We start from the raw sequence: 18,424 nt of genomic DNA on the forward strand, positions 1-18,424 counted from the left end.
TCCGTGCGGTGGCTTCGAATGGGGCGTGCTCAGCGGCAAGCTTTCAGCCTTGCGTTGGGCTCGGGTAGGCTCCACCCATGACCCAGTCCAGTTTTGTATTTGACGCGCCGCCGCCTCAACCACCGCCACCGCCTCCTCCCGCACCCACCCCACCGGCTCCCGCGCAGCTGCTGACGCCACACGAGATGGCGCAGCGCCTGGACCAGGACCCCGACTTTCGCGTGCTGCGGCGGCTGGTTCCGGTCCACGACTTTGGTCCCGCGCCCGCCGAGCCCGACATCCGGCACGTGCTGGTGCTCGACACCGAAACCACAGGCCTGTCGCACCAGACCGACAAGATCATCGAGCTGGCCATGCTGCTGGTGCAGGTGGACGCGAGCACGGGTGTGCCGTTCGGGCCGGTGGACATTCTGGAAGGGTTCGAAGACCCCGGCATGCCGATCCCCCCGGTGGCCAGGGAGGTGACCGGCATCAGCGACGACATGGTGCAAGGCCAACGGCTGGACGACGCCCTGGTCGCGACCATGGTGACCCGCGCCGACCTGATCGTGGCGCACAACGCCGGCTTTGATCGCCCGTTTGTGGAATCGCGTTTTCCGGTGTTTGTCGACAAGGCCTGGGCCTGTTCATTCGCCGACATCGACTGGAAGGCGGCCGGCGCCGGCTCGTCCAAGCTGAGCGCGCTGGCACAAGACCACGGGTGGTTCTATGACGCCCACCGCGCGCAAGTCGATTGCCACGCCTTGCTCCATGTGTTGACGCGACCGGTGGCCAAGACCACGACCACGGGTCTGTCGCACCTGATCGCTGCGGCCAGCAGCCCGAGTTTCAAACTCCGCGCCACCGGCTCACCGTTTGAATCGAAGGACCTGCTCAAGGGCCGGGGCTACCGCTGGGACGCCGAGGCCAAGGTCTGGTTTTGCACGCTCGTCGACCCGCAGCGTCTGGAAGAAGAACTGGCCTGGTTGAAAGCCGAGGTCTACGGCCGACGCAGCGCGCGGGTGGACATCGAGGCTCTGGACAGCCGGGTGCGTTACTCGGCCCGGCCCGGCACGCTCACACAGCAGGCGCTCTAGACAGGGCGTGGCGCGGGATCGCCTCAGCGCGCCGAGTTGGCGAGCCGGAAGATCGCGACCGCCTCCACCAGCTGCTGCGCCTGGGTCTTCAAGCTCGACGCAGCGGCCGCGCTTTCTTCCACCAGCGCGGCGTTCTGCTGCGTGGCCTGGTCCATCTGGGTGACGGCGTTGCCCACTTGCGCCACGCCGTCGCTCTGTTCTGTGGATGCGGCGCTGATCTCGCCCATGATGTCGGTGACCTGGCGGATGGAGCCCACGATCTCTGCCATGCGCTGGCCGGCTTCGTCGACCTGCACGCTGCCCTGTTCGACGCGCTCCACGCTGTCGCCGATGAGGCGTTTGATTTCCTTGGCCGCTTCGGCGCTGCGCTGCGCGAGGTTGCGCACCTCGCCGGCCACCACCGCAAATCCGCGGCCTTGTTCTCCCGCGCGGGCCGCTTCCACCGCGGCGTTGAGCGCGAGGATGTTGGTCTGGAACGAGATGCCGTCGATCACGCCGATGATGTCGGCGATCTTCTTGCTGCTGTCGTTGATGCCCTTCATGGTCTGCACCACCTGGCCCACCACGTCGCCGCCCTTGGTGGCGAATTCGCTGGCGCCCTGAGCGAGCTGGTTGGCCTGGCGGGCGTTGTCGGCGTTCTGTCGCACGGTGGAGCTCAGCTCTTCCATCGACGCCGCGGTCTCCTGCAGCGCCGAGGCTTGCTGTTCGGTGCGTGCGCTCAGGTCGTGGTTGCCTTGTGCAATCTGTGCGCTGGCGGTGGCCACGCTCTCGGAGTTCTCGCGCACCACGCGCACCACCGCCGAGAGCTTGCCCTGCATGGATTGCATGGCCTGCAGCAATTGCGCAATCTCGTCCGAGCCCCGGGTGTCCACCTGCGCGGTGAGGTCACCTTCTGCCACCTGGCGTGCCAGATGCACGGCGCGGTCGATCGGTCGCGTGATGCTGCGGCTGAACAGCACACCGCCGGTGATGGCGATCCCGCACACCAGTGCCATGAGCGCCAGGCTGATGGTGGTGGCGCGGGCGGCGCTGGCCTCGGCTGCTTGCGCCAGGGTCGCGCTGTCGTCGGCGATTTTTTTCACGGCCGCATCCAGCGGGCGCGCGGGTTCGCGGTCCATGCCGCTCACCGCCTTGTCGCCCACCGCGTGGTCAAAGCCCGAGGACTTGAACGACTCGAACGCGGTGCGGTAGTTCTGCCCCATGGTGAGGTGGGCGGCGGCAAACTGTTTCACCAGGTCTTGCGATTCGCCGTTGGGGAGGTTCTGCACCAGCCGTTTCGATGCGTCCGCCATCTCCCCTTCGATCTTGTTGAAGGCTGTCCAGTAACGGTCGAGCTTTTCCGGGTCCTTGCCGCGCAGCAGGGTGTTTTTCCACTCCTGCACCTGGGTCTTGAACTGGCTCAGCAGGTGGCTCGCGGCGGCGGCATTCTCGTGGCTGTCGTGAACGTCTGTTTCGAAAGTCTTGATGGACTGGTTGAGGCTGTGGATGCCGAACAGCGCCGCAGCGATGACCAGGGCGAGCGTGGCGGCAAAAGCCAGTGGGAGTTTGAGTGAGAGCTTCATGGGGGGCACTCCCGCCTGGGCCGTTGCCGGCGCAGGCGGAATTGAAATCGGACGGCAGGATGGCCTACCTCTGCATATCGTCCGCCGCTGCAGCCGCCTGAAATGTGAAAAGGGCCCGGAAAACGGCGCTTCTCTGGCCGAGCCCCGGCCTTCAGGCCGCCGGGCTGCCCGCCAGCCCCGCGCGTCCGATGCGCCGCACCCGGAAGTAAAGCCACAGCGCGATGCTCATGTTGAGCAGGTTGAAGGCGATGCCGTTCAGGAAGGCGGCGTCGTAGCTGCCGGTCAGGTCGTACACCCAGCCCGACATCCAGCCACCCAGCGCCATGCCCACCAGCGTGGCCATGATCACCGCACCCACGCGCGCGCCGGCTTCCTTGGGCGGGAAGTACTCGCGCACGATGATGGCGTACGACGGCACGATGCCGCCCTGGAACAGCCCGAACAGCGCGGCGATGAGGTAGAGCGACACCAGCCCGTCGAACGGGATGAACAACAGCAGCGCCACGCACTGCAGCGCCGAGCCCAGCAGCAACGTGCGGATACCGCCGATGCGGTCGCAGATCCAGCCCGAGATGAGCCGGCTGGCAATGCCGCAAAACAGCATCAGTGAGAGCATCTCGGCCCCGCGTGCGGCGCCATAGCCGAGGTCGGTGCAATAGGCCACGATGTGGACCTGCGGCATCGACATGGCCACGCAGCAGCCCACACCGGCCACACACAGCAGGGCCATCGCGTGGTTGGGGCTCAAGCCGAACGGCCGGCTGGTGTCGGGCACCACCTCGCCCGCGCTCACCGGCGCGGTCACCACCAGCGGCGGGCGCTGGCGCATCAGGTTGGCCAGCAGAAAGATGCCGACGCCGCACACCACACCGAGGATCACGTAGGTCTGGCGCCAGCCGATGGACTCGATGCCCCACTGCACCAGCGGTGGCCACACGGTGCCGGCCACGTAGTTGCCGCTGGCGGCGATGGCCACCGCCATGCCGCGGCGCTTGTTCCACCACAGCGCGGTGTCGGCCAACAACGGCGCAAATGTGGACGAGCTGCCCAGCATGCCCAGCAGCAGCCCGTGCGCGAGACCAAAAGTCCAGATGCTGCCCGAGTTGGCCGCCCAGATGAAACCGCCCGCCACCGCCACCGCGCCCACGCGCAGCACCGGCGTGATGCCGTGGCGATCGGCCAGCTTGCCGGTGAACAGTCCCCCGATGCCCAGGCACACCATCATCAGCGTGTAGGGCAGTGACGCATCGGCCCGGCCCACGCCGAACTCGGCCTGCACCGCCGGCAGCACCACCGCCACCACATACATGCCGCTGTTGCCCAGCGTCACCAGCGCCAGCGTGGTGAGCAGGCGGCGCACGGCCACGCGCGAGTCGATCAGGCTGGGGTCGGCGGGTGTGTGGGGCATGGCGGGAGATGCTACGCCGGCTCACGAAGCGCGTTTGTCACACGCGTTTCTGTAGCGGCATCCATCGTGTCCGTTCGACGGCGTACAGACCCCCTGCGCGGGCTGGTCGATGCTCGGCGTGTGGTCCCTATCAGCGGCCCCGGCGCCGCTCCACCGCACTTTCGACAACACCGACAAGGACTCCTCATGAAACCCACCCTGACCCGCACCGCCTTGCTCATCAGCGCTCTGCTCCTGAGCCCGCTGGCCGCCCAAGCCGCTGCACCCACCAAGGCCGAATACGCCGCCGCCAAGACCACCATCAGTGCGGACTACAAGGCGGCCAAGGCCGCGTGCGACAGCCTCAAGGCCAACGCCAAGGACATCTGTGAAGAAGAGGCCGAAGCCGCCGAGAAGAACGCACGCGCCGAGCTGGAGTTCAGCGCCAGCGGCAAGCCCGCAGATGCCATGAAGGTGCAGACCGTCAAGGCCGATGGCGCCTTTGAGGTGGCCAAGGAGCGCTGCGACGACCTCAGCGGCAACGCCAAGGACGTGTGCAACAAGGAAGCCAAAGCCGCGCACGTGGCCGCCATCGCCGCCGCCAAAAGCCCGAAGGCTTCGGCCGAAGACCGTGCCGAAGCCAAGGAAGACGTCAACGAAGCCAAATACAAGGCCGCTGCCGAAAAGTGCGACACCTTGAGCGGTGACGCCAAGACGGCCTGTGTCCAGGCCGCCAAGAACGCCCACGGCCAGCGCTGATCGCTGACCCGCCCGGCCTGCTTCAGTCGAACAGGTCGGGCTCGCTGCGCACCAGGTCGTTCCAGATGGTCTGGAAGTGCAGCCAGCCGATGTACTCGCTGCCCACGTGCTCGCGGCTGTAGCGTGCGCGCTCGGCGGGCACCAGGCGCGGCGTGGCGCCGGTGGCCATCACGGCCAGCTGCTGCTGGCAGCAGCGCTCCAGCGCAATGAACCAGAACGCCGCGGCTTCGATGCTGTGGCGGCTCGCGGTGAACAGGCCGTGGTTCTGGTGGATCGCGGCTTTGACGCCCTTGAACCAGTCGGCCACCTTCAGACCGGCCTTCACTTCCACCGCCACCTGGCCGGCCTCGTCGCCAATGACCACGTGGTCTTCAAAGAAGGCGGCCGCGTCCTGCGAGATCGGCAGCAGCGGCTGGCCGAGCGACGCGAACGCCGTGCCATAAACCGTGTGCGCGTGGCACATGGCAATGATGTCGGGGTGTGCCTCGTGCACCGCCGCGTGCAACACGAAACCGGCGCGGTTCACCGCGTGGCGGCCTTCCACCACCTGGCCCTGGTGGTCCACCACGATCAGGTTGGACACCTTCACTTGAGCGAAATGCACCGCCATCGGGTTGGTCCAGTACAGGTGCGGGTGCTCCGGATCGCGGATGGTCAGGTGGCCGGCAAAACCGTAGTCGAAGCCCTGGCGCGCAAACGCGCGGCACGCGCCCGCCAGACGCTCTTTCAGGTACTGACGCTCCTGCGCCACGTTGTCGAACGTGGGGATGCCGGGGTAGATCAGGCCGGGCTGGTCGGGCTGGTAGATCGAGACCTTGGGATCGGTCAGCGGATCGTGGCGGTATTCCTTCTGACCCAGCGCTGAGAGTTTTTCGAGAACGGCGGACATGGTGTCTCCTCGGGTGGTGTTGAGCCGTGATGGTCGGCCCAGGCGCGCGCATTGACAAACGATGAATGCTCATGGAAACATGAGGTAGATTCATCTGAAAGCCGCTTGCATGAGAAATCTTCCACCGCTGGCCCGGCTGCGCACCTTCGAGGCCGCCGCGCGCCTGCAGAGCTTTGCGCTGGCCGCGCAGGAACTGCACCTCACCGCCTCGGCGATCAGCCACCAGATCCGCGACCTGGAGCGGCACTTCGGCCGCGCGCTGTTCGAGCGCCGGCATCGCCAGGTGCAGACCACGCAGGAAGGGCGGCGTTTGTTCGAGAGCCTGGGCCGCTTGTTCGACGCGCTGGAGGCCACCTGCGCCGAGGTGCAGCTGCCCACACACGACGAGGTGCTGGCGGTGCACTGCGCGCCGAGTCTCGCGCTCAAGTGGCTCGGCCCCCACCTGCCTGCGTTCGTGGCGCAGCACCCGGCCATCAACATCCGCCTGACCACCGGCGCCGACCCGGTGGACCTGGGCGTGGTGCGTGACATCGACGTGGCGCTTTCTTATGGTGCAGCGCGCCACAAACCCGGGCTGGATGTGATCTCGCTGGGAGACGAACGCATCGCGCCGCTGGTGTCACCCGCGCTGTTGCTGACCAAGGAGCGCCCGGCCCAGGCGATTCAGCGGCTGGCGCTGATCGACTCGCAACTCAGCCCGGTGGGCTGGGCCGAGTGGTTCGAGCTCAACGGCCTGTCGCTGCCCCAGCGCCCCCGCCCCTCGTTCGACCGCGCGGCCATGGCGATTGCGGCTGCGGTTGACGGCATGGGTGTGGCGCTGGAAAGCACCCGCCTGGCGGCGCGCGAAATCGAGCGCGGCGACCTGGTGGTGCTGGGCGAACGCAGCCTGCAGAAGATCGTGCGGCCGGTGCACTTTCTCACCGTGCGCACCGCTGACCGGGGGCGTGCGCCGGTGGTGGCGTTTGTGCGGTGGGTGCAGGTGCAGGTGGCTTGAGGCCGGAGCCTCAGGCCACCAGGCGCAACGCAGCCGCAACCACCGGCGGGCGCAACGCCGCAAACAGGTTCTTCGGGTCCGCCAGATCGGGGATCAGCGACACCGTGGTGCCCATGCCCTGCGCGATCGCCAGGCCGTGCATGAAGCGCAGCGCCGAATAGTCTTCCAGCGCGAAACCCACGGAGTCGAACACGGTGATCTGCTCCGCGTGGGTCCGGCCCGGTGCACGGCCGGCCAGCGCATCGTGCAGCTCGGTCACCGCAAAGTCGGCCGGCATCTGCTGGATGTCGCCTTCCACCCGCGTTTGCGGCGTGTATTCCACGAACACGCTGGCGCGCCGCAGCACCTCGGCGTGCAGTTCGGTCTTGCCGGGGCAGTCGCCGCCCACGCCGTTGATGTGCATGCCGGGCGCCAGCATGTCGGGCGTGACGATGGTGGCGTTGGTCTTGTCGGCCGTGATGGTGGTGACGATGTCGGCGCCGCGCACGGCTTCTGCCGTGCTCTCGCAGACCACGATGTCCAGGCCGCTGCCGGCCAGGTTGGCCACCAGCTTGGCGGTGGCGGCGCGGTCCACGTCGAACACGCGCAGCGTGGTGATGCCCACCAGATGCTGGAAGGCCAGGGCCTGGAATTCGCTTTGTGCGCCGTTGCCGATGAGTGCCATCACGCGGCTGTCGGGCCGGGCCAGGGTTTGCGCGGCCAGGGCCGAGGTGGCGGCGGTGCGCAGCGCGGTGGTGAGCGTGAGTTCGGACAGCAGCAGCGGCGTGCCGGTGGCGACGTCGGCGAGCACGCCGAAGGCCATCACGGTGGACAGGCCCAGGCGGGTGTTCTTGGGGTGGCCGTTGACGTACTTGAAGCTGTAGAGCGTGTCGTCGGCGATGGGCATGAGTTCGATCACGCCATGGGTGCTGTGGTTGGCCACGCGCGCCGATTTGTCGAAATCGGCCCAGCGCGCGAAGTCTTCGGCGATGGCATCGCGCATGCCGCGCAGGGTCTGCGGGATGCCGTGGCGGTTGATGAGGTCGGCGGCGGTGGGCGCGCTCAGAAAGAGGGTGTTGGCGGGGTTCATGGTGTTGCTCGAAGTCATGAGCAGCAGTGTCCCGCAGCCCCGTGGCAATGTGAATCGGCAAAAACTTGCCATATGCTGAGAAAATGCGGCAAAACGGCAGCCCTGAATGCCAGAATGCACACATGGATCACATCGACCAGGCCCTCATTGCCCAACTGCGCCAGAACGCGCGCGCCACCGTGGCCGAGCTGGCGCACCGCCTCAAGGTCTCGCGCGGCACGGTGACCAACCGCATCCGCAAGCTCGAAGACCAGCAGCTGATCGTGGGCTACACGGTGCGCCTGCGGCCCGAGGCCGAACCCGAGCGCATCCGCGCCTGGATGGCGGTGCTGGTGGATGGCAACCAGACGCGCGCGGTGATCGCCAGCCTGCTGGGTGAACCCGGCGTGGCCGCGCTGCACGACACCAACGGCCGCTGGGACCTGCTGGCCGAGCTCAGCGCCGGCTCCATGACCGAGCTCTCGCAGGTGCTGGAACGCATCCGGCTGATCAAGGGCATCCAGAGCACCGAGACCAGCATCCACCTGGCCACCTACCGTTGAACCCTCAGCGCTGAAGCGCCAGGCGCGCCGCCGCCAGGTCCCAGCCGGCCCAGCCACAGCTTTTGAAGAACACCGGGCCCTTGCGCCGGTGCGCGCCGGGGTCGCGCACCACGTCCGCCAGTGTGGCCAGCTCGGGAACGCCTATGCCGGCCTGCAGCAGGTCGCCCGCCTCAAAGTCGGCATCGCGCGTGTCCACCACCACCAAGCCCTGTTCGGCCAGCCAGCGGCAGACCTCGGGCGCCCACTCCACCATGCGCGGCGTGAACGCACCCACCGCAGCCACGAAGGCGTCGGCGCGCGGACGGGCACGCAAGGCCACGGTCTGTGCCGAGGTGCAGCTCACCACCAGCGGGCAGTCGGCCAGCGCGGCGTCGGCACCGTCCACACGCTGCGCGCGCATGCCGAGACTGCGTGCATGGAGCACCAGTGCGTCGGCGCTCGCCGTGCTGCGTGATGCCACCCACACCTCTTGGACCCCCAAGCCTTCGTGAAACGCTTCCAGGTGCGATCGGCCCTGCACGCCAGCGCCCACGATCAGCAGGGGCCCGTCGGTGCGCGGCGCGAGCAGCCGCGCCGCCAGCAACGACACCGCGGCCGTGCGCCGCGCGGTCACGGTCGGGCCGTCGAGCAGGGCGGTGCGCTGGCCCGTGACCGCGTCGAACACCACGATGTCGCCCTGGATCGCAGGCAGGCCGCGCGCGGCGTTGTCGGGGATGAAGGTGATGAGCTTGGTGATGGCCACGCGCACGTCGGCTGCCGGCATCACGAACAGACTCCCGCCGCCTGCGAGTGCCTGCACGGTACGCGCGGGCACCGCCACGGTGGGGTCGCGCAGCAGCGCCTCGATCGCGTCGGCCAGTGCCGGGTAGGGCAGCGCGGCGGCCGTTTGTGAGGGGGAGAGCGCCGCCACCATGCCGTTGTCAGGCGGTGGCGGCCGGCGCGGGCAGCACCAGGGTGAAGGTGGCGCCTTCACCGAGGCGGCCCTGGGCGGTCACCGTGCCGCCGTGGCGTTCGACGATGCGCCGCACGTTGGCCAGGCCCATGCCTTCGCCGACGAACTCGTCGGCGGTGTGCAGGCGGCGAAAAGGCTTGAACAGCTGGTCCGCGTGCTTGGGGTCGAAGCCCGCGCCATCGTCCGAGAACACGATCGCGTGGCGGCCGTCGGGCAGGGGACGGGCCGTCACCGCGATGTGTGCCACCGGATGCGCCGAGGTGTACTTGATCGCATTGCTCAACAGGTTGGCAAACGCCTGTTGCAACAAGCCTGCGTGGCCCTGCAGAGTGGGCAACGGGCCGATGGCCCACTCGATCTGGCGGCCGTCGCACTGGGGCTTGACCGTGGCCAGGGCGACCTGCAACACGTCGTCGAGCTGCACCGGGGCCATGGTCAGCGACTGGTTGCCCAACCGCGCAAAGTCCAGCAGGTCGCGCACCATGCGCAGCGCCAGGTCCCCCGACTGCAAACCCCTGCGCAAGAGCTCGGCATGCAGGTCGTCCGAGTCCTGCAAGACCATCGCCAGGATGCTGCGCATGTTCACCAGCGGGCCGCGCAGGTCGTGCGCCAGGCGGGCCGCAAAGGCATCAAGCTCCTGGTTGACGGCCACCAGTTCCCTGACCTGTTGCGACACCTCGGCTTCGAGCCGGCGGTTGTTCACCCGCAGGCGCTGCACTTCCAGCGCGCGCTCCACCGCCGGCACGATGCCGCTGATGCGAAAGGGTTTCTGCACGTAGTCGATGGCGCCGTTCTTCATGGCGTCGACCACGCTGCCGATGCTGCCGTGCGCCGTCATGAGCACGATGACCATGTCGGGCGCCACGGCCTGGGCGCGGCGGGTCAGTTCGATGCCGTCCATGCCCGGCATCTGCAGATCGGTCAGCAGGAGTTCAAAGGTGGCGTGGTCGAGTTTGCTCAGCGCCACCAGGGGGTCGGTGCAGCCCACGACGTCGTACCCCTGGTCCACCAGGATCTCGCACAGGGCGCGTTGCTGCGGCGCTTCGTCGTCGACCACGAGCAGGCGGGGACGGGGCCGGTACTGAGCAGAACTGCGATGTGGCATGAAGGATTCGCCGGTTGGACCATGGACGACAGGTCAGCGCCACATAAGGTTTTTTTCACGATCACTCACTGCTGCATACCCTACCACCTGCCGGGTTTGTGCGAGCATGTGCTTACACGGGTGTGGTGACTTATTTCCGGAAGCCCTTCGTTGACGGTTCCCATCCACGGAGGCCACGCCATGCGCAACAAGACGGGAATCCGCAGCCTGCTGCTCATGCTGGTGGGCGTTGCCATCCTGCCGGGTCTGGTGATGCTGTGGATCGGCTACAGCAGCACCAGCGAGGAGGCGGTGCAGCGCGGGCGCCAGGAGATCCGGGCGGTGGGTGTGCTGGCGGCGGCCAACCAGGAGCAGTTGATCGAGGGCGTGCGGCAGATCCTGGCCACGGTGGCGGCGGGTCCGTCGGTGCGCCGCAACGACCTGCGCCAGCTCTGCTACGAATTCCTGCGCAACGTCTCGGCCGCCACGGCGAGCTACGGCAACATCGGCGTGGCCGACCTTCAGGGCGAGATCCAGTGCCTGGCCAATCCCGGTCAGCAGCGCATCAACGTGGCCGACCGGGACTACTTCCGCAACACCGTGCGTGCGCAAAAATTCTCCATGGGTGAGTACCTGGTGGGGCGTGTCTCGGGCAAGCGCCAGCTCGGCTTCGGCATGCCGGTGTTCGACTACGCCGATGTGTTCGTGGGCGTGGCCTTCTCCACGGTGGACCTCGTGCCCGCCGCGCGCAAACTGCAGTCCCTGCAGCTGCCCGGCTCGATCCGCGTGGACATCACCGATGCCAAAGGCACGCTGCTGGCATCCAGCCTGCCGGGGCTCGAACGCATCGGAACCTTGATCGAAAACGACGACCTGCGGTCCGCCATCGTGGCCCGCACCACCGGCAGTTTCGATCTGCGCGATGCGCGGGGCACCGACTGGCTGTACGAGTTGACGCCGATCGAGGACGTGGGTGGCGAGGGCTTGTACGTGATCGCGGGGGGGCGGCGTGACGATGTGCTGGCCTCGGCCACGCGGCAGTTGCGTCAGCAGCTCGCGGTGATGGGGCTGGCCGTGCTGGTGGGCCTGGTGCTGGCGTGGCAGATGGGTTTGCGCCAGATCGCGCAACCGGTGTCGCACCTGCTGGCGCGAATGCGTGCGGCGGCCCGCAACCAGCCGCTGTCCACACCGCTGCCCGCCGCTGCCAGCCGCGAGTTTTCCGAGCTGGCCACGGGGCTCGACACCATGCTGGCCGAGCTGGCCAAGAACCAGGCGCAGCTGCTCAAGGCACAGCAGATCACGCGCGTCGGCTTTTACCAGCTCGACCTCAGGACCCGGCTCTACACCGCCTCCGAGACGATCTACGAGTTGCTTGGTCTGGACCCGGCCGTGGGACCGGTCACGGTGGAGACCTACCAGGCCCTGATCCATCCGGACGACAACGCGCGGGTGGCAGCCCACCGCGACCGGCTGTTCCAGGGTGGCCAACCGTTGCGCCTGCAGTACCGCATCGTGCGCTCCGACGGGGTGGTGCGCTGGGTCGATGGTTTCGGCTTTGTGGAGCGTGATGCGGCCGGCACACCCCTGTTGTACGCCGGCGCCCTGCAGGACATCACCGAACAGCACCGCTTGCGCCGCATGTACATGGTGCAGAGCCAGATCAACGCAGCCATCGTCTCGGCCAACTCCCGGGATGCCCTGCTCCAGCGGGTCTGCCAGATCGCTGTGGACGAAGGCGAGTTGCGCATGGCCTGGGTGGCCGGCATGGACCCGAACAAACGCACCATGACCGCGCTGGTGAGTGCGGGCGCCGACGACGGCTACACCGACCTGCTCAACCGCGCCGCCGTGGACGTGGACACCTACCCCTCGCCCGTGCCCACGGCCCTGCGCACGCGCCAGCTGGTGGTGTCGAACGACATTGCCAACGATCCGAACATGGGCGCCTGGGCTGCCACGGCGGTTCGCCGCGGCTTCAAGGCGGTGGCTGTGGTGCCGATCGCCCCGGCCCGGCAGGTGCCCATGGCCCTGGTGCTCATGGCCAACGAACCGGGGTACTTTCTCGACGAAGAAAGCCGCCTGCTGTCGGCCATTGGCGAGAGCCTGGGGTCGGCCCTGGACCAGCTGGAGCGGGCCGCCGAGCGCAAGATCCGCGAAGAGCGCCTCATGTTGCTGGAGACCTGCGTGTCCCGCGTCAACGACATCGTGCTGATCACCGAGGCCGAGCCCTTTGAGGCGCCCGGCCCACGCATCCTTTACGTGAACGAGGCGTTCGAGCGTCTGACCGGTTTCAGCGCGGCCGAGGCGATCGGGCAGACCCCGCGCATGCTGCACGGCCCCAAGACCCAGCGCGATGTGCTCGACCGCATCCGCCGCAGCATCGCGCGATGGGAGCCGGTGCGTGAGGAGGTGATCAACCACCGCAAGGACGGCAGCGAGTTCTGGCTGGAACTCGACATCGTGCCGATCGCCAACGAGGCGGGCTGGTTCACCCATTGGGTGGCGATCGAGCGCGACATCACGCAGCGCAAGCTCGCCGAGCAGAAGGAAGCCCGCCTGCGTGGCGGCTTTCAGTTGCTCTTCCTGGGCAACCCGCACCCGATGTGGGTGCTCGACCGCGCCACCCGCGCCTTCCTCGAAGTGAACAACGCGGCCATCGAACAGTACGGCTACAGCCGGGAAGAATTCCTTGCGCTCACGATTGACGACATCCCTCCGGAGAGCGAAAGGATCCGGTTGCGCAGCCGCAAGGCCGAGGCGTCGCCCGACGGCCGCGAGCGCGTCGGCACCTGGGTGCACAGTCGCAAGGACGGCACGCCCATCGCGGTGGACATCACCACCCAGCGCCTGAACTACAACGGGCGCGAGGCCGAGCTGGTGGTGGCGATGGACATCACCGACCAGGTCGCGATGGAGCAGCAGCGTGCGCAGGCCCTGATGGCCGTGCAGGCCTCGCAGGCCAGCCTGGCGCGCTCGCAGTCGCTGGCGCGCATGGGCAGCTGGGAGCGGCGGGCCCAGGACCGTGCGGCGGTGTGGTCGGCCAGCCTCTATGCCCTGACCGGTCTTGACCCCGCCGCCGGCGCGCCGAGCATCGAGGACACGCTGGAGCGTGTCCATCCGGACGACCGGGCCGAGTACCTGCAGACCATGAACGGATGCCTTCGGGACGGCATCGCCCGCAGCTGGACCTACCGCTGTTTCCTGCCCGATGGTGCGCTGCGCTGGTTCGAGGAAAACATGGACGAACCCCGGCGCGACAGCAGCGGTGCTGTGGTGTCGGTCAGCGGCACGGTGCAGGACGTGACCGAACGCGTCGAAGCCGAGGCCCGGCTGCAACTGCAGCTCTCGCGCACCGAGTTGCTCAACCACATCGTGCGTGCCACCGACGAGCGTCTGGACCTCGACCGCATCTTCCGCGTGGTGTGCGACAACATCGAATCCCGGTTCTCGACCGTGTACTCGGCGGCCTTGCTGTTCGACCTGGCCACCCGCACCTTCACCGTGGCCCATCTGGGCACGCTGGGCACCGAGCTGGGCGTGCAGGTCGGACTGGTCGAGGGCGATGTTCTGCGCGAATCGGACAGTGGTCTGGCGCGCTGCACGGGCGGTGAACTGTTGTACGAGCCGGCGCTGGCCGACTCGGCCTTTGACTGGCCCCGACGGCTCGCGCGTGCGGGCATCGGGTCGGCGGTGTTTGCACCGCTGCAGGCGCAGGGCGAGGTGCTGGGCGTGCTGGTGGCCGGGCGTGCGCAGGGCCACGGTTTTGCCAGCGGGGAGTGCGAATTCATGCGCCAGCTCGCGGAGCACGTGGCGCTGGCCGCCAGCCAGGCGCGGCTGCACCGCTCGCTGCAGCAGGCCTACGACGAGCTCAACGAGGCGCAACAGGTCGTGTTGCAGCAGGAGCGCCTGCGCGTGCTGGGACAGATGGCCAGCGGCATCGCGCACGACATCAACAACGCGATCTCGCCCGTGGCGCTTTACACCGAGTCGTTGCTGTCCAACGAGCACGGGCTCAGCGAGCGTGGGCGTGCGCAGCTGCAGACGGTGCAGTTGGCCATCGACGACGTGGCCGAGACGGTGGCGCGCATGCGCGACTTCTACCGGCCGAGTGACGCCGGTGTGCGGCGCCGCGCGGTCGACCTCAACCACCTCGTCAAGCAGGTGCTGGACCTCACCCGCGCACGTTGGCGCGACATGCCGCAGCAGGCGGGCATTTCCATCGAGATCGCGTTCGATCTGGACGATCTCCTCTCGCCGGTTTTCGTCATGGAGGGCGAGATCCGCGACGCTCTGACCAACCTTGTGCTCAACGCGGTGGACGCCATGCCCGAAGGCGGCACGCTCAGTCTGCTGACCCGCCAGGAAGCGCAGGCCGACGGCACGACACGTGTGGTGCTTGACGTACGCGACACCGGCATCGGCATGGACGCCGAGACACAGCGGCGTTGCCTGGAGCCTTTCTTCACCACCAAAGGCCAGCGCGGCTCCGGGTTGGGCCTGGCCATGGTCTACGGCTGCATGCAGCGCCACGGCGCCGAGATCGGTGTGGAGAGCGCGCCCGGTGCGGGCACCACCATCCGCCTGGCGTTTCCTGCGCACCGTGAGCCCGCGCCGGTGGACGGAGCGCCGATCGACCCGCCCACCCCGACCCGTGCCCTGAAGATCCTGCTGGTGGACGACGATCCGCTGCTGCTGCGCTCGCTCTCCGAGACGCTGGCCACCGAGGGACACAGCGTGTTCACCGCCGCCGGGGGCGGCGAGGGCATCGAGGCGTTCAGGTCGGCGCTCTCTGCGCAGGTGTTCGACGTGGTCATCACCGACCTGGGCATGCCCGAGGTCGATGGCCGCTTGGTGGCGGCCGCTGTCAAGGCCGCGTCGCCGGGCACGCCGGTCGTGATGCTCACCGGCTGGGGCCGGCGCATGCAGGAAGAGGGCGAGTGCCCGCCGCATGTGGACCACCTGTTGAGCAAGCCACCCCGGCTGGAAACCCTGCGCGCGGTGTTCAGGACCTTGGACTGATCAGAGCCGGATCACGACATTGCCCACCACCCGTCCGGTCTCCACCGCTTCGTGGGCCGAGGCGATGTCGTCCAGCGCAAAGGTCTGCGCCACCGTGTGCCGCAGCTGCCCTGAGCGCAGCAGCGCATCCAGGTCTGCGATGGCGCGCTCGCGGTCGGCGGGCAGCAGTTCGTAGACGATGAAAAACGTCAACCGCAGGGAGTTGAACAGCAGCGTGCGGAAGTCCACCGTCACCTCGCCCGGCAGGTTGGAGCCGTAGCAGACCACCTGGCCGTGCGGCTTCAGGATGCCGTGCGGCAGCAAGGCGGCCGTGCTGCTGAAGTCCATGTCGATCACCACGTTCACGCCGTGTCCCTGGGTCAGTTCATGCACGCGGGCGGCCACCGCTTCGTTCCTGTAGTCGATCACGTGCGCCGCGCCCGCGTCGCGTGCGTGCCGCTGCCGCTCGGGGGAGCCGGCGGTGCCGATCACGCGCGCACCCTGCAGCACCGCGAGCTGGGTGACGCAATGACCCACCGCATTGCCCGCGCCGGTGACCAGCACCGTTTGGCCCGCCAGGGGGCCGGCCAGGTGCACCGCCTGCAGGGCGGTGAGCGCGGGGATGCCGAAACAGGCGGCCTCGTCAAAACCGATCCCGTCGGGCAAGGGCACGGCCTGCGCGGCGGGCAGCGCCACGTGTTCACAGGCCGTGCCCATGGAGCGTTGCCACTGCGCGTTCCACAGCCAGACCCGCTGGCCGATGCGCTCGGTTGGAACGCCCGAGCCCACCGCGTCGATCACGCCGGCGCCGTCGCTGTGGGGCACCACCAGCGCCGCGTTCAGCGGTCGCTTCAGGCGCGACTTCACATCCGACGGGTTGACGCCCGAGGTGTGCATGCGCACCCGCACCTCACCCGCAGCGGGTTGCGGCGTGGGCAGCTCGCCCACCTCCAGGACGTCTTGGGCCAGGCCATTGCGGCGGTACCACGCGGCTTTCATGTGGGGGCTCCTGCGGGTTGGATCGGGCCGCCATTGTCGTCGGCGATCGCCGCTGTGGCTGACGCCCAGGTTCAGGGCGGCGGTGGCCTGCAGACCCGGCTGGCCAGCCGTTCGATGGCGTCGAACAGTTCTTCGCAGGTGTTGGGCTTGGGGATCAGGTCGGCGATGCCGGCCGAGGGCGCCAGGCGCCGCAGCTCCTCGCCGATGTAGCCCGAGGTGATGGCCACCGGGCGGTCGGGGTGCAGGGCACGCAGTTCGCGCGCCAGCTCCAGGCCCGAGAGGCCGGGCATGGCGAAGTCGGTGATTGCCAGGTCGTACACCGCCTTGCCCTCGCGCACGTCGCTCAGCGCCTGGCGCGGGTTGCGGTACACGCTGGCCTGAAAGCCGCCGCGCTGCAGCATGCGCCCGATCAGGTGGTTGATCATCTCGTCGTCGTCCACGTACAGGATGCGTGTGCCCGCCAGGCTGCTGGCCACCCGGGCCGTGCTGTTGCGCGGCTCGTCCAACGGTTCGGGCGACAGCGCCAGTTGCCCGGCCGCGCGGAAATACAGCGAGAAGGTCGACCCACGGCCGGGCGCGCTGTCCACCTCGATCGCCGCCTGGTGGTCGCGCAGGATGCCGTGCACCACCGCCAGGCCCAGGCCGGTGCCTTCGCCCGGGGGCTTGGTGGTGAAGAAGGGTTCGAACAGCCGCTCCATCGTCGCTGCGTCCATGCCCGCGCCGTTGTCGCTCACCGAGAGGCACACGTTGACATCGAGCCATTCGCCGGGTGTTCCCGGCGTCGAGCCCACCACCCTCGAAGGTGGCGGCGCGCCGCGGTGCGGGCGCAGTTCAATGTGCAGCGTGCCGCTGGCCAGGTCCGGCATGGCCTGCCAGGCGTTGGTGCACAGGTTGAGCAGCACCTGCTGCATCTGCGTGGCGTCGGCCAGCACGGGTGGTGTCTGCGGGTCGCAAACCACACGCAACTCCAGCGTGCGGGGCAGGGTGGCGCGCAGCAGCCGCACCGACTCGTCCACCACCGCGCTGAGCGCGATCACGCGCCGCTCCAGCACCTGGCGCCGGCTGAACGACAGGATGCGCTGCACCAGATCGCGCGCACGGCCGCCGGCCTTGAGGATTTCCTGCAGGCTGATGGCCGCCGGGTCGTTGCTCTGCACGTCTTCCAGAGCCAGCCGCGCGTTGCCCAGGATCGCCGCCATGATGTTGTTGAAGTCGTGCGCCACGCCGCCGGCCAGCGTGCCCAGGGCTTCGAGTTTTTGCGACTCGCGCAACTGCATTTCCAGCGCCAGGCGCTGGTCTTCGGCGGCGCGCCGTTCGGTCAGGTCGAAGTCGACGCAGAAACACTCGGTGCCGCGCTCGGGGTGTTCCATGAACACCTCGTTGCAGTGCACCTCCACGCTGGAGCCGTCCTTGCGCCGCAGCCATTGCACGCCCGAGAGCACCGGTGTGCGGGTCTGCACCATGTGCTGCACCGTCGCCTTGAACGCCGCGTGCATGTGGGTCGGCACCACCAGGTCGAGCATGCTGCGCCCCAGCGCTTCCTGTTCGCTGAAGCCGTACAGCCGCTCGGAGCCCGCGTTCCAGTACGTCACGATCAGGTCGGGCCCATAACCCTGCACGGCCAGGCCGGGCACGTTGTCAAAAATCTGGCGGTGGCGCAGGTCGCCGGCGTACTCCAGCGCGCGGGCGCGGATGCTCTCGGTCACGTCCATGATGAACGCGGTGCACAGCACGGTGCCGTCGTCCTGTTCCAGTGGTTTGGCCGTGCCGCGCAGCCACTTTGAGCGGCCCAGCGTGTCCTTGATCTGCCACTCGTGCCACCAGATGCGGCGCTGGCGCACCGCCTGCATGAAGGATTCGCGCAGCTCGACCTGCGTCTGGCGCTCGCCGGTGCGCCAGAGCAGGGACTCGTCGGCCATGGCGGCCTCGGCCGTCACGCCCCAGATGTCCATGGCATAGCGGCTGATGTAGAGCAGTTCGGCGCGCTCGTCGGCGTGCACCCGGTAACGCAGCAAGGCGCCGGGCACCAGCTCGGTCAACTCGTCGAGCTGGTGGTGGTCATCGGTGGCGATGGGCAGGCTTGTCAACAACGGCGGTCTCCAGCGGTCGATCA

Annotated in this window: 13 protein-coding genes; 5 read left to right on the forward strand and 8 right to left on the reverse strand. The window is 68.2% G+C overall.

Features of this window, described 5'->3' with window-relative positions:
• Positions 1 to 77: 77 nt before the first annotated feature.
• Positions 78 to 1,076 (forward strand): 3'-5' exonuclease, encoded by a 999-nt coding sequence (locus BSY239_RS00115; RefSeq protein ID WP_083239720.1) that lies wholly within the window; start codon positions 78 to 80, stop codon positions 1,074 to 1,076.
• A gap of 23 nt (positions 1,077 to 1,099) precedes the next feature.
• On the opposite strand, the gene BSY239_RS00120 is transcribed toward BSY239_RS00115, so the two are convergent.
• Together BSY239_RS00120 and BSY239_RS00125 are read right to left on the reverse strand one after the other, a co-directional pair.
• Entirely contained in the window at positions 1,100 to 2,638 is a 1,539-nt protein-coding gene (locus tag BSY239_RS00120; RefSeq protein WP_069048674.1) for a methyl-accepting chemotaxis protein, read from the reverse strand.
• Positions 2,639 to 2,789: 151 nt separating this feature from the next.
• Positions 2,790 to 4,046, reverse strand: a complete 1,257-nt coding sequence (locus BSY239_RS00125; RefSeq protein WP_069045046.1) for an MFS transporter — start codon at positions 4,044 to 4,046, stop codon at positions 2,790 to 2,792.
• Between the two features lie 186 nt (positions 4,047 to 4,232).
• Between BSY239_RS00125 and BSY239_RS00130 the strand changes: the two genes are divergently transcribed.
• Positions 4,233 to 4,784 (forward strand): hypothetical protein, encoded by a 552-nt coding sequence (locus tag BSY239_RS00130; protein WP_069045047.1) that lies wholly within the window; start codon positions 4,233 to 4,235, stop codon positions 4,782 to 4,784.
• A 22-nt stretch (positions 4,785 to 4,806) separates the two neighbouring features.
• Here the strand turns inward: BSY239_RS00130 and BSY239_RS00135 are convergent, their stop codons facing one another.
• Positions 4,807 to 5,673, reverse strand: a complete 867-nt coding sequence (locus tag BSY239_RS00135) for a class II aldolase/adducin family protein (RefSeq protein ID WP_069045048.1) — start codon at positions 5,671 to 5,673, stop codon at positions 4,807 to 4,809.
• Between the two features lie 109 nt (positions 5,674 to 5,782).
• Here BSY239_RS00135 and BSY239_RS00140 point away from each other — a divergent pair, with 109 nt between their 5' ends.
• Entirely contained in the window at positions 5,783 to 6,667 is an 885-nt protein-coding gene (locus tag BSY239_RS00140) for a LysR substrate-binding domain-containing protein (RefSeq protein WP_069045049.1), read from the forward strand.
• Positions 6,668 to 6,677: 10 nt separating this feature from the next.
• Here BSY239_RS00140 and BSY239_RS00145 read toward each other — a convergent pair whose 3' ends face one another.
• Entirely contained in the window at positions 6,678 to 7,736 is a 1,059-nt protein-coding gene (locus BSY239_RS00145; RefSeq protein WP_156775381.1) for an ornithine cyclodeaminase, read from the reverse strand.
• Between the two features lie 122 nt (positions 7,737 to 7,858).
• Here BSY239_RS00145 and BSY239_RS00150 point away from each other — a divergent pair, with 122 nt between their 5' ends.
• On the forward strand, positions 7,859 to 8,278 hold the full coding sequence (locus tag BSY239_RS00150; protein ID WP_069045051.1) for an Lrp/AsnC family transcriptional regulator: 420 nt from the start codon (positions 7,859 to 7,861) through the stop codon (positions 8,276 to 8,278).
• Between the two features lie 4 nt (positions 8,279 to 8,282).
• On the opposite strand, the gene BSY239_RS00155 is transcribed toward BSY239_RS00150, so the two are convergent.
• The gene (locus tag BSY239_RS00155) at positions 8,283 to 9,191 is read right to left on the reverse strand and encodes a delta(1)-pyrroline-2-carboxylate reductase family protein (RefSeq protein WP_069045052.1); all 909 of its coding nucleotides are present in this window, start codon (positions 9,189 to 9,191) and stop codon (positions 8,283 to 8,285) included.
• A 7-nt stretch (positions 9,192 to 9,198) separates the two neighbouring features.
• The gene (locus BSY239_RS00160) at positions 9,199 to 10,335 is read right to left on the reverse strand and encodes a sensor histidine kinase (RefSeq protein WP_069045053.1); all 1,137 of its coding nucleotides are present in this window, start codon (positions 10,333 to 10,335) and stop codon (positions 9,199 to 9,201) included.
• A gap of 180 nt (positions 10,336 to 10,515) precedes the next feature.
• Here BSY239_RS00160 and BSY239_RS00165 point away from each other — a divergent pair, with 180 nt between their 5' ends.
• A complete protein-coding gene (locus tag BSY239_RS00165) occupies positions 10,516 to 15,333 on the forward strand; it encodes a PAS domain S-box protein (RefSeq protein ID WP_069045054.1) in 4,818 nt (1,605 codons plus the stop codon).
• Here BSY239_RS00165 and BSY239_RS00170 read toward each other — a convergent pair whose 3' ends face one another.
• Both BSY239_RS00170 and BSY239_RS00175 read right to left on the reverse strand, forming a co-directional pair.
• Positions 15,334 to 16,311: an NADPH:quinone reductase gene (locus BSY239_RS00170; RefSeq protein WP_069045055.1), complete on the reverse strand. Its 978-nt coding sequence runs from the start codon at positions 16,309 to 16,311 to the stop codon at positions 15,334 to 15,336. It abuts the gene before it with no gap.
• Positions 16,312 to 16,382: 71 nt separating this feature from the next.
• On the reverse strand, positions 16,383 to 18,401 hold the full coding sequence (locus BSY239_RS00175) for a hybrid sensor histidine kinase/response regulator (RefSeq protein WP_172823048.1): 2,019 nt from the start codon (positions 18,399 to 18,401) through the stop codon (positions 16,383 to 16,385).
• Between the last annotated feature and the right edge of the window lie 23 nt (positions 18,402 to 18,424).

This window comes from Hydrogenophaga sp. RAC07 (genome assembly GCF_001713375.1).
Classification (GTDB): domain Bacteria; phylum Pseudomonadota; class Gammaproteobacteria; order Burkholderiales; family Burkholderiaceae_C; genus Hydrogenophaga.

Excerpts from the sequence above, each read along its gene's own strand:
- BSY239_RS00115 (WP_083239720.1), top strand. The coding sequence starts at position 78 with ATGACCCAGTCCAGTTTTGTATTTGACGCGCCGCCGCCTCAACCACCG.
- BSY239_RS00120 (WP_069048674.1), bottom strand. The coding sequence starts at position 2,638 with ATGAAGCTCTCACTCAAACTCCCACTGGCTTTTGCCGCCACGCTCGCC.
- BSY239_RS00125 (WP_069045046.1), bottom strand. The coding sequence starts at position 4,046 with ATGCCCCACACACCCGCCGACCCCAGCCTGATCGACTCGCGCGTGGCC.
- BSY239_RS00130 (WP_069045047.1), top strand. The coding sequence starts at position 4,233 with ATGAAACCCACCCTGACCCGCACCGCCTTGCTCATCAGCGCTCTGCTC.
- BSY239_RS00135 (WP_069045048.1), bottom strand. The coding sequence starts at position 5,673 with ATGTCCGCCGTTCTCGAAAAACTCTCAGCGCTGGGTCAGAAGGAATAC.
- BSY239_RS00140 (WP_069045049.1), top strand. The coding sequence starts at position 5,783 with ATGAGAAATCTTCCACCGCTGGCCCGGCTGCGCACCTTCGAGGCCGCC.
- BSY239_RS00145 (WP_156775381.1), bottom strand. The coding sequence starts at position 7,736 with ATGAACCCCGCCAACACCCTCTTTCTGAGCGCGCCCACCGCCGCCGAC.
- BSY239_RS00150 (WP_069045051.1), top strand. The coding sequence starts at position 7,859 with ATGGATCACATCGACCAGGCCCTCATTGCCCAACTGCGCCAGAACGCG.
- BSY239_RS00155 (WP_069045052.1), bottom strand. The coding sequence starts at position 9,191 with ATGGTGGCGGCGCTCTCCCCCTCACAAACGGCCGCCGCGCTGCCCTAC.
- BSY239_RS00160 (WP_069045053.1), bottom strand. The coding sequence starts at position 10,335 with ATGCCACATCGCAGTTCTGCTCAGTACCGGCCCCGTCCCCGCCTGCTC.
- BSY239_RS00165 (WP_069045054.1), top strand. The coding sequence starts at position 10,516 with ATGCGCAACAAGACGGGAATCCGCAGCCTGCTGCTCATGCTGGTGGGC.
- BSY239_RS00170 (WP_069045055.1), bottom strand. The coding sequence starts at position 16,311 with ATGAAAGCCGCGTGGTACCGCCGCAATGGCCTGGCCCAAGACGTCCTG.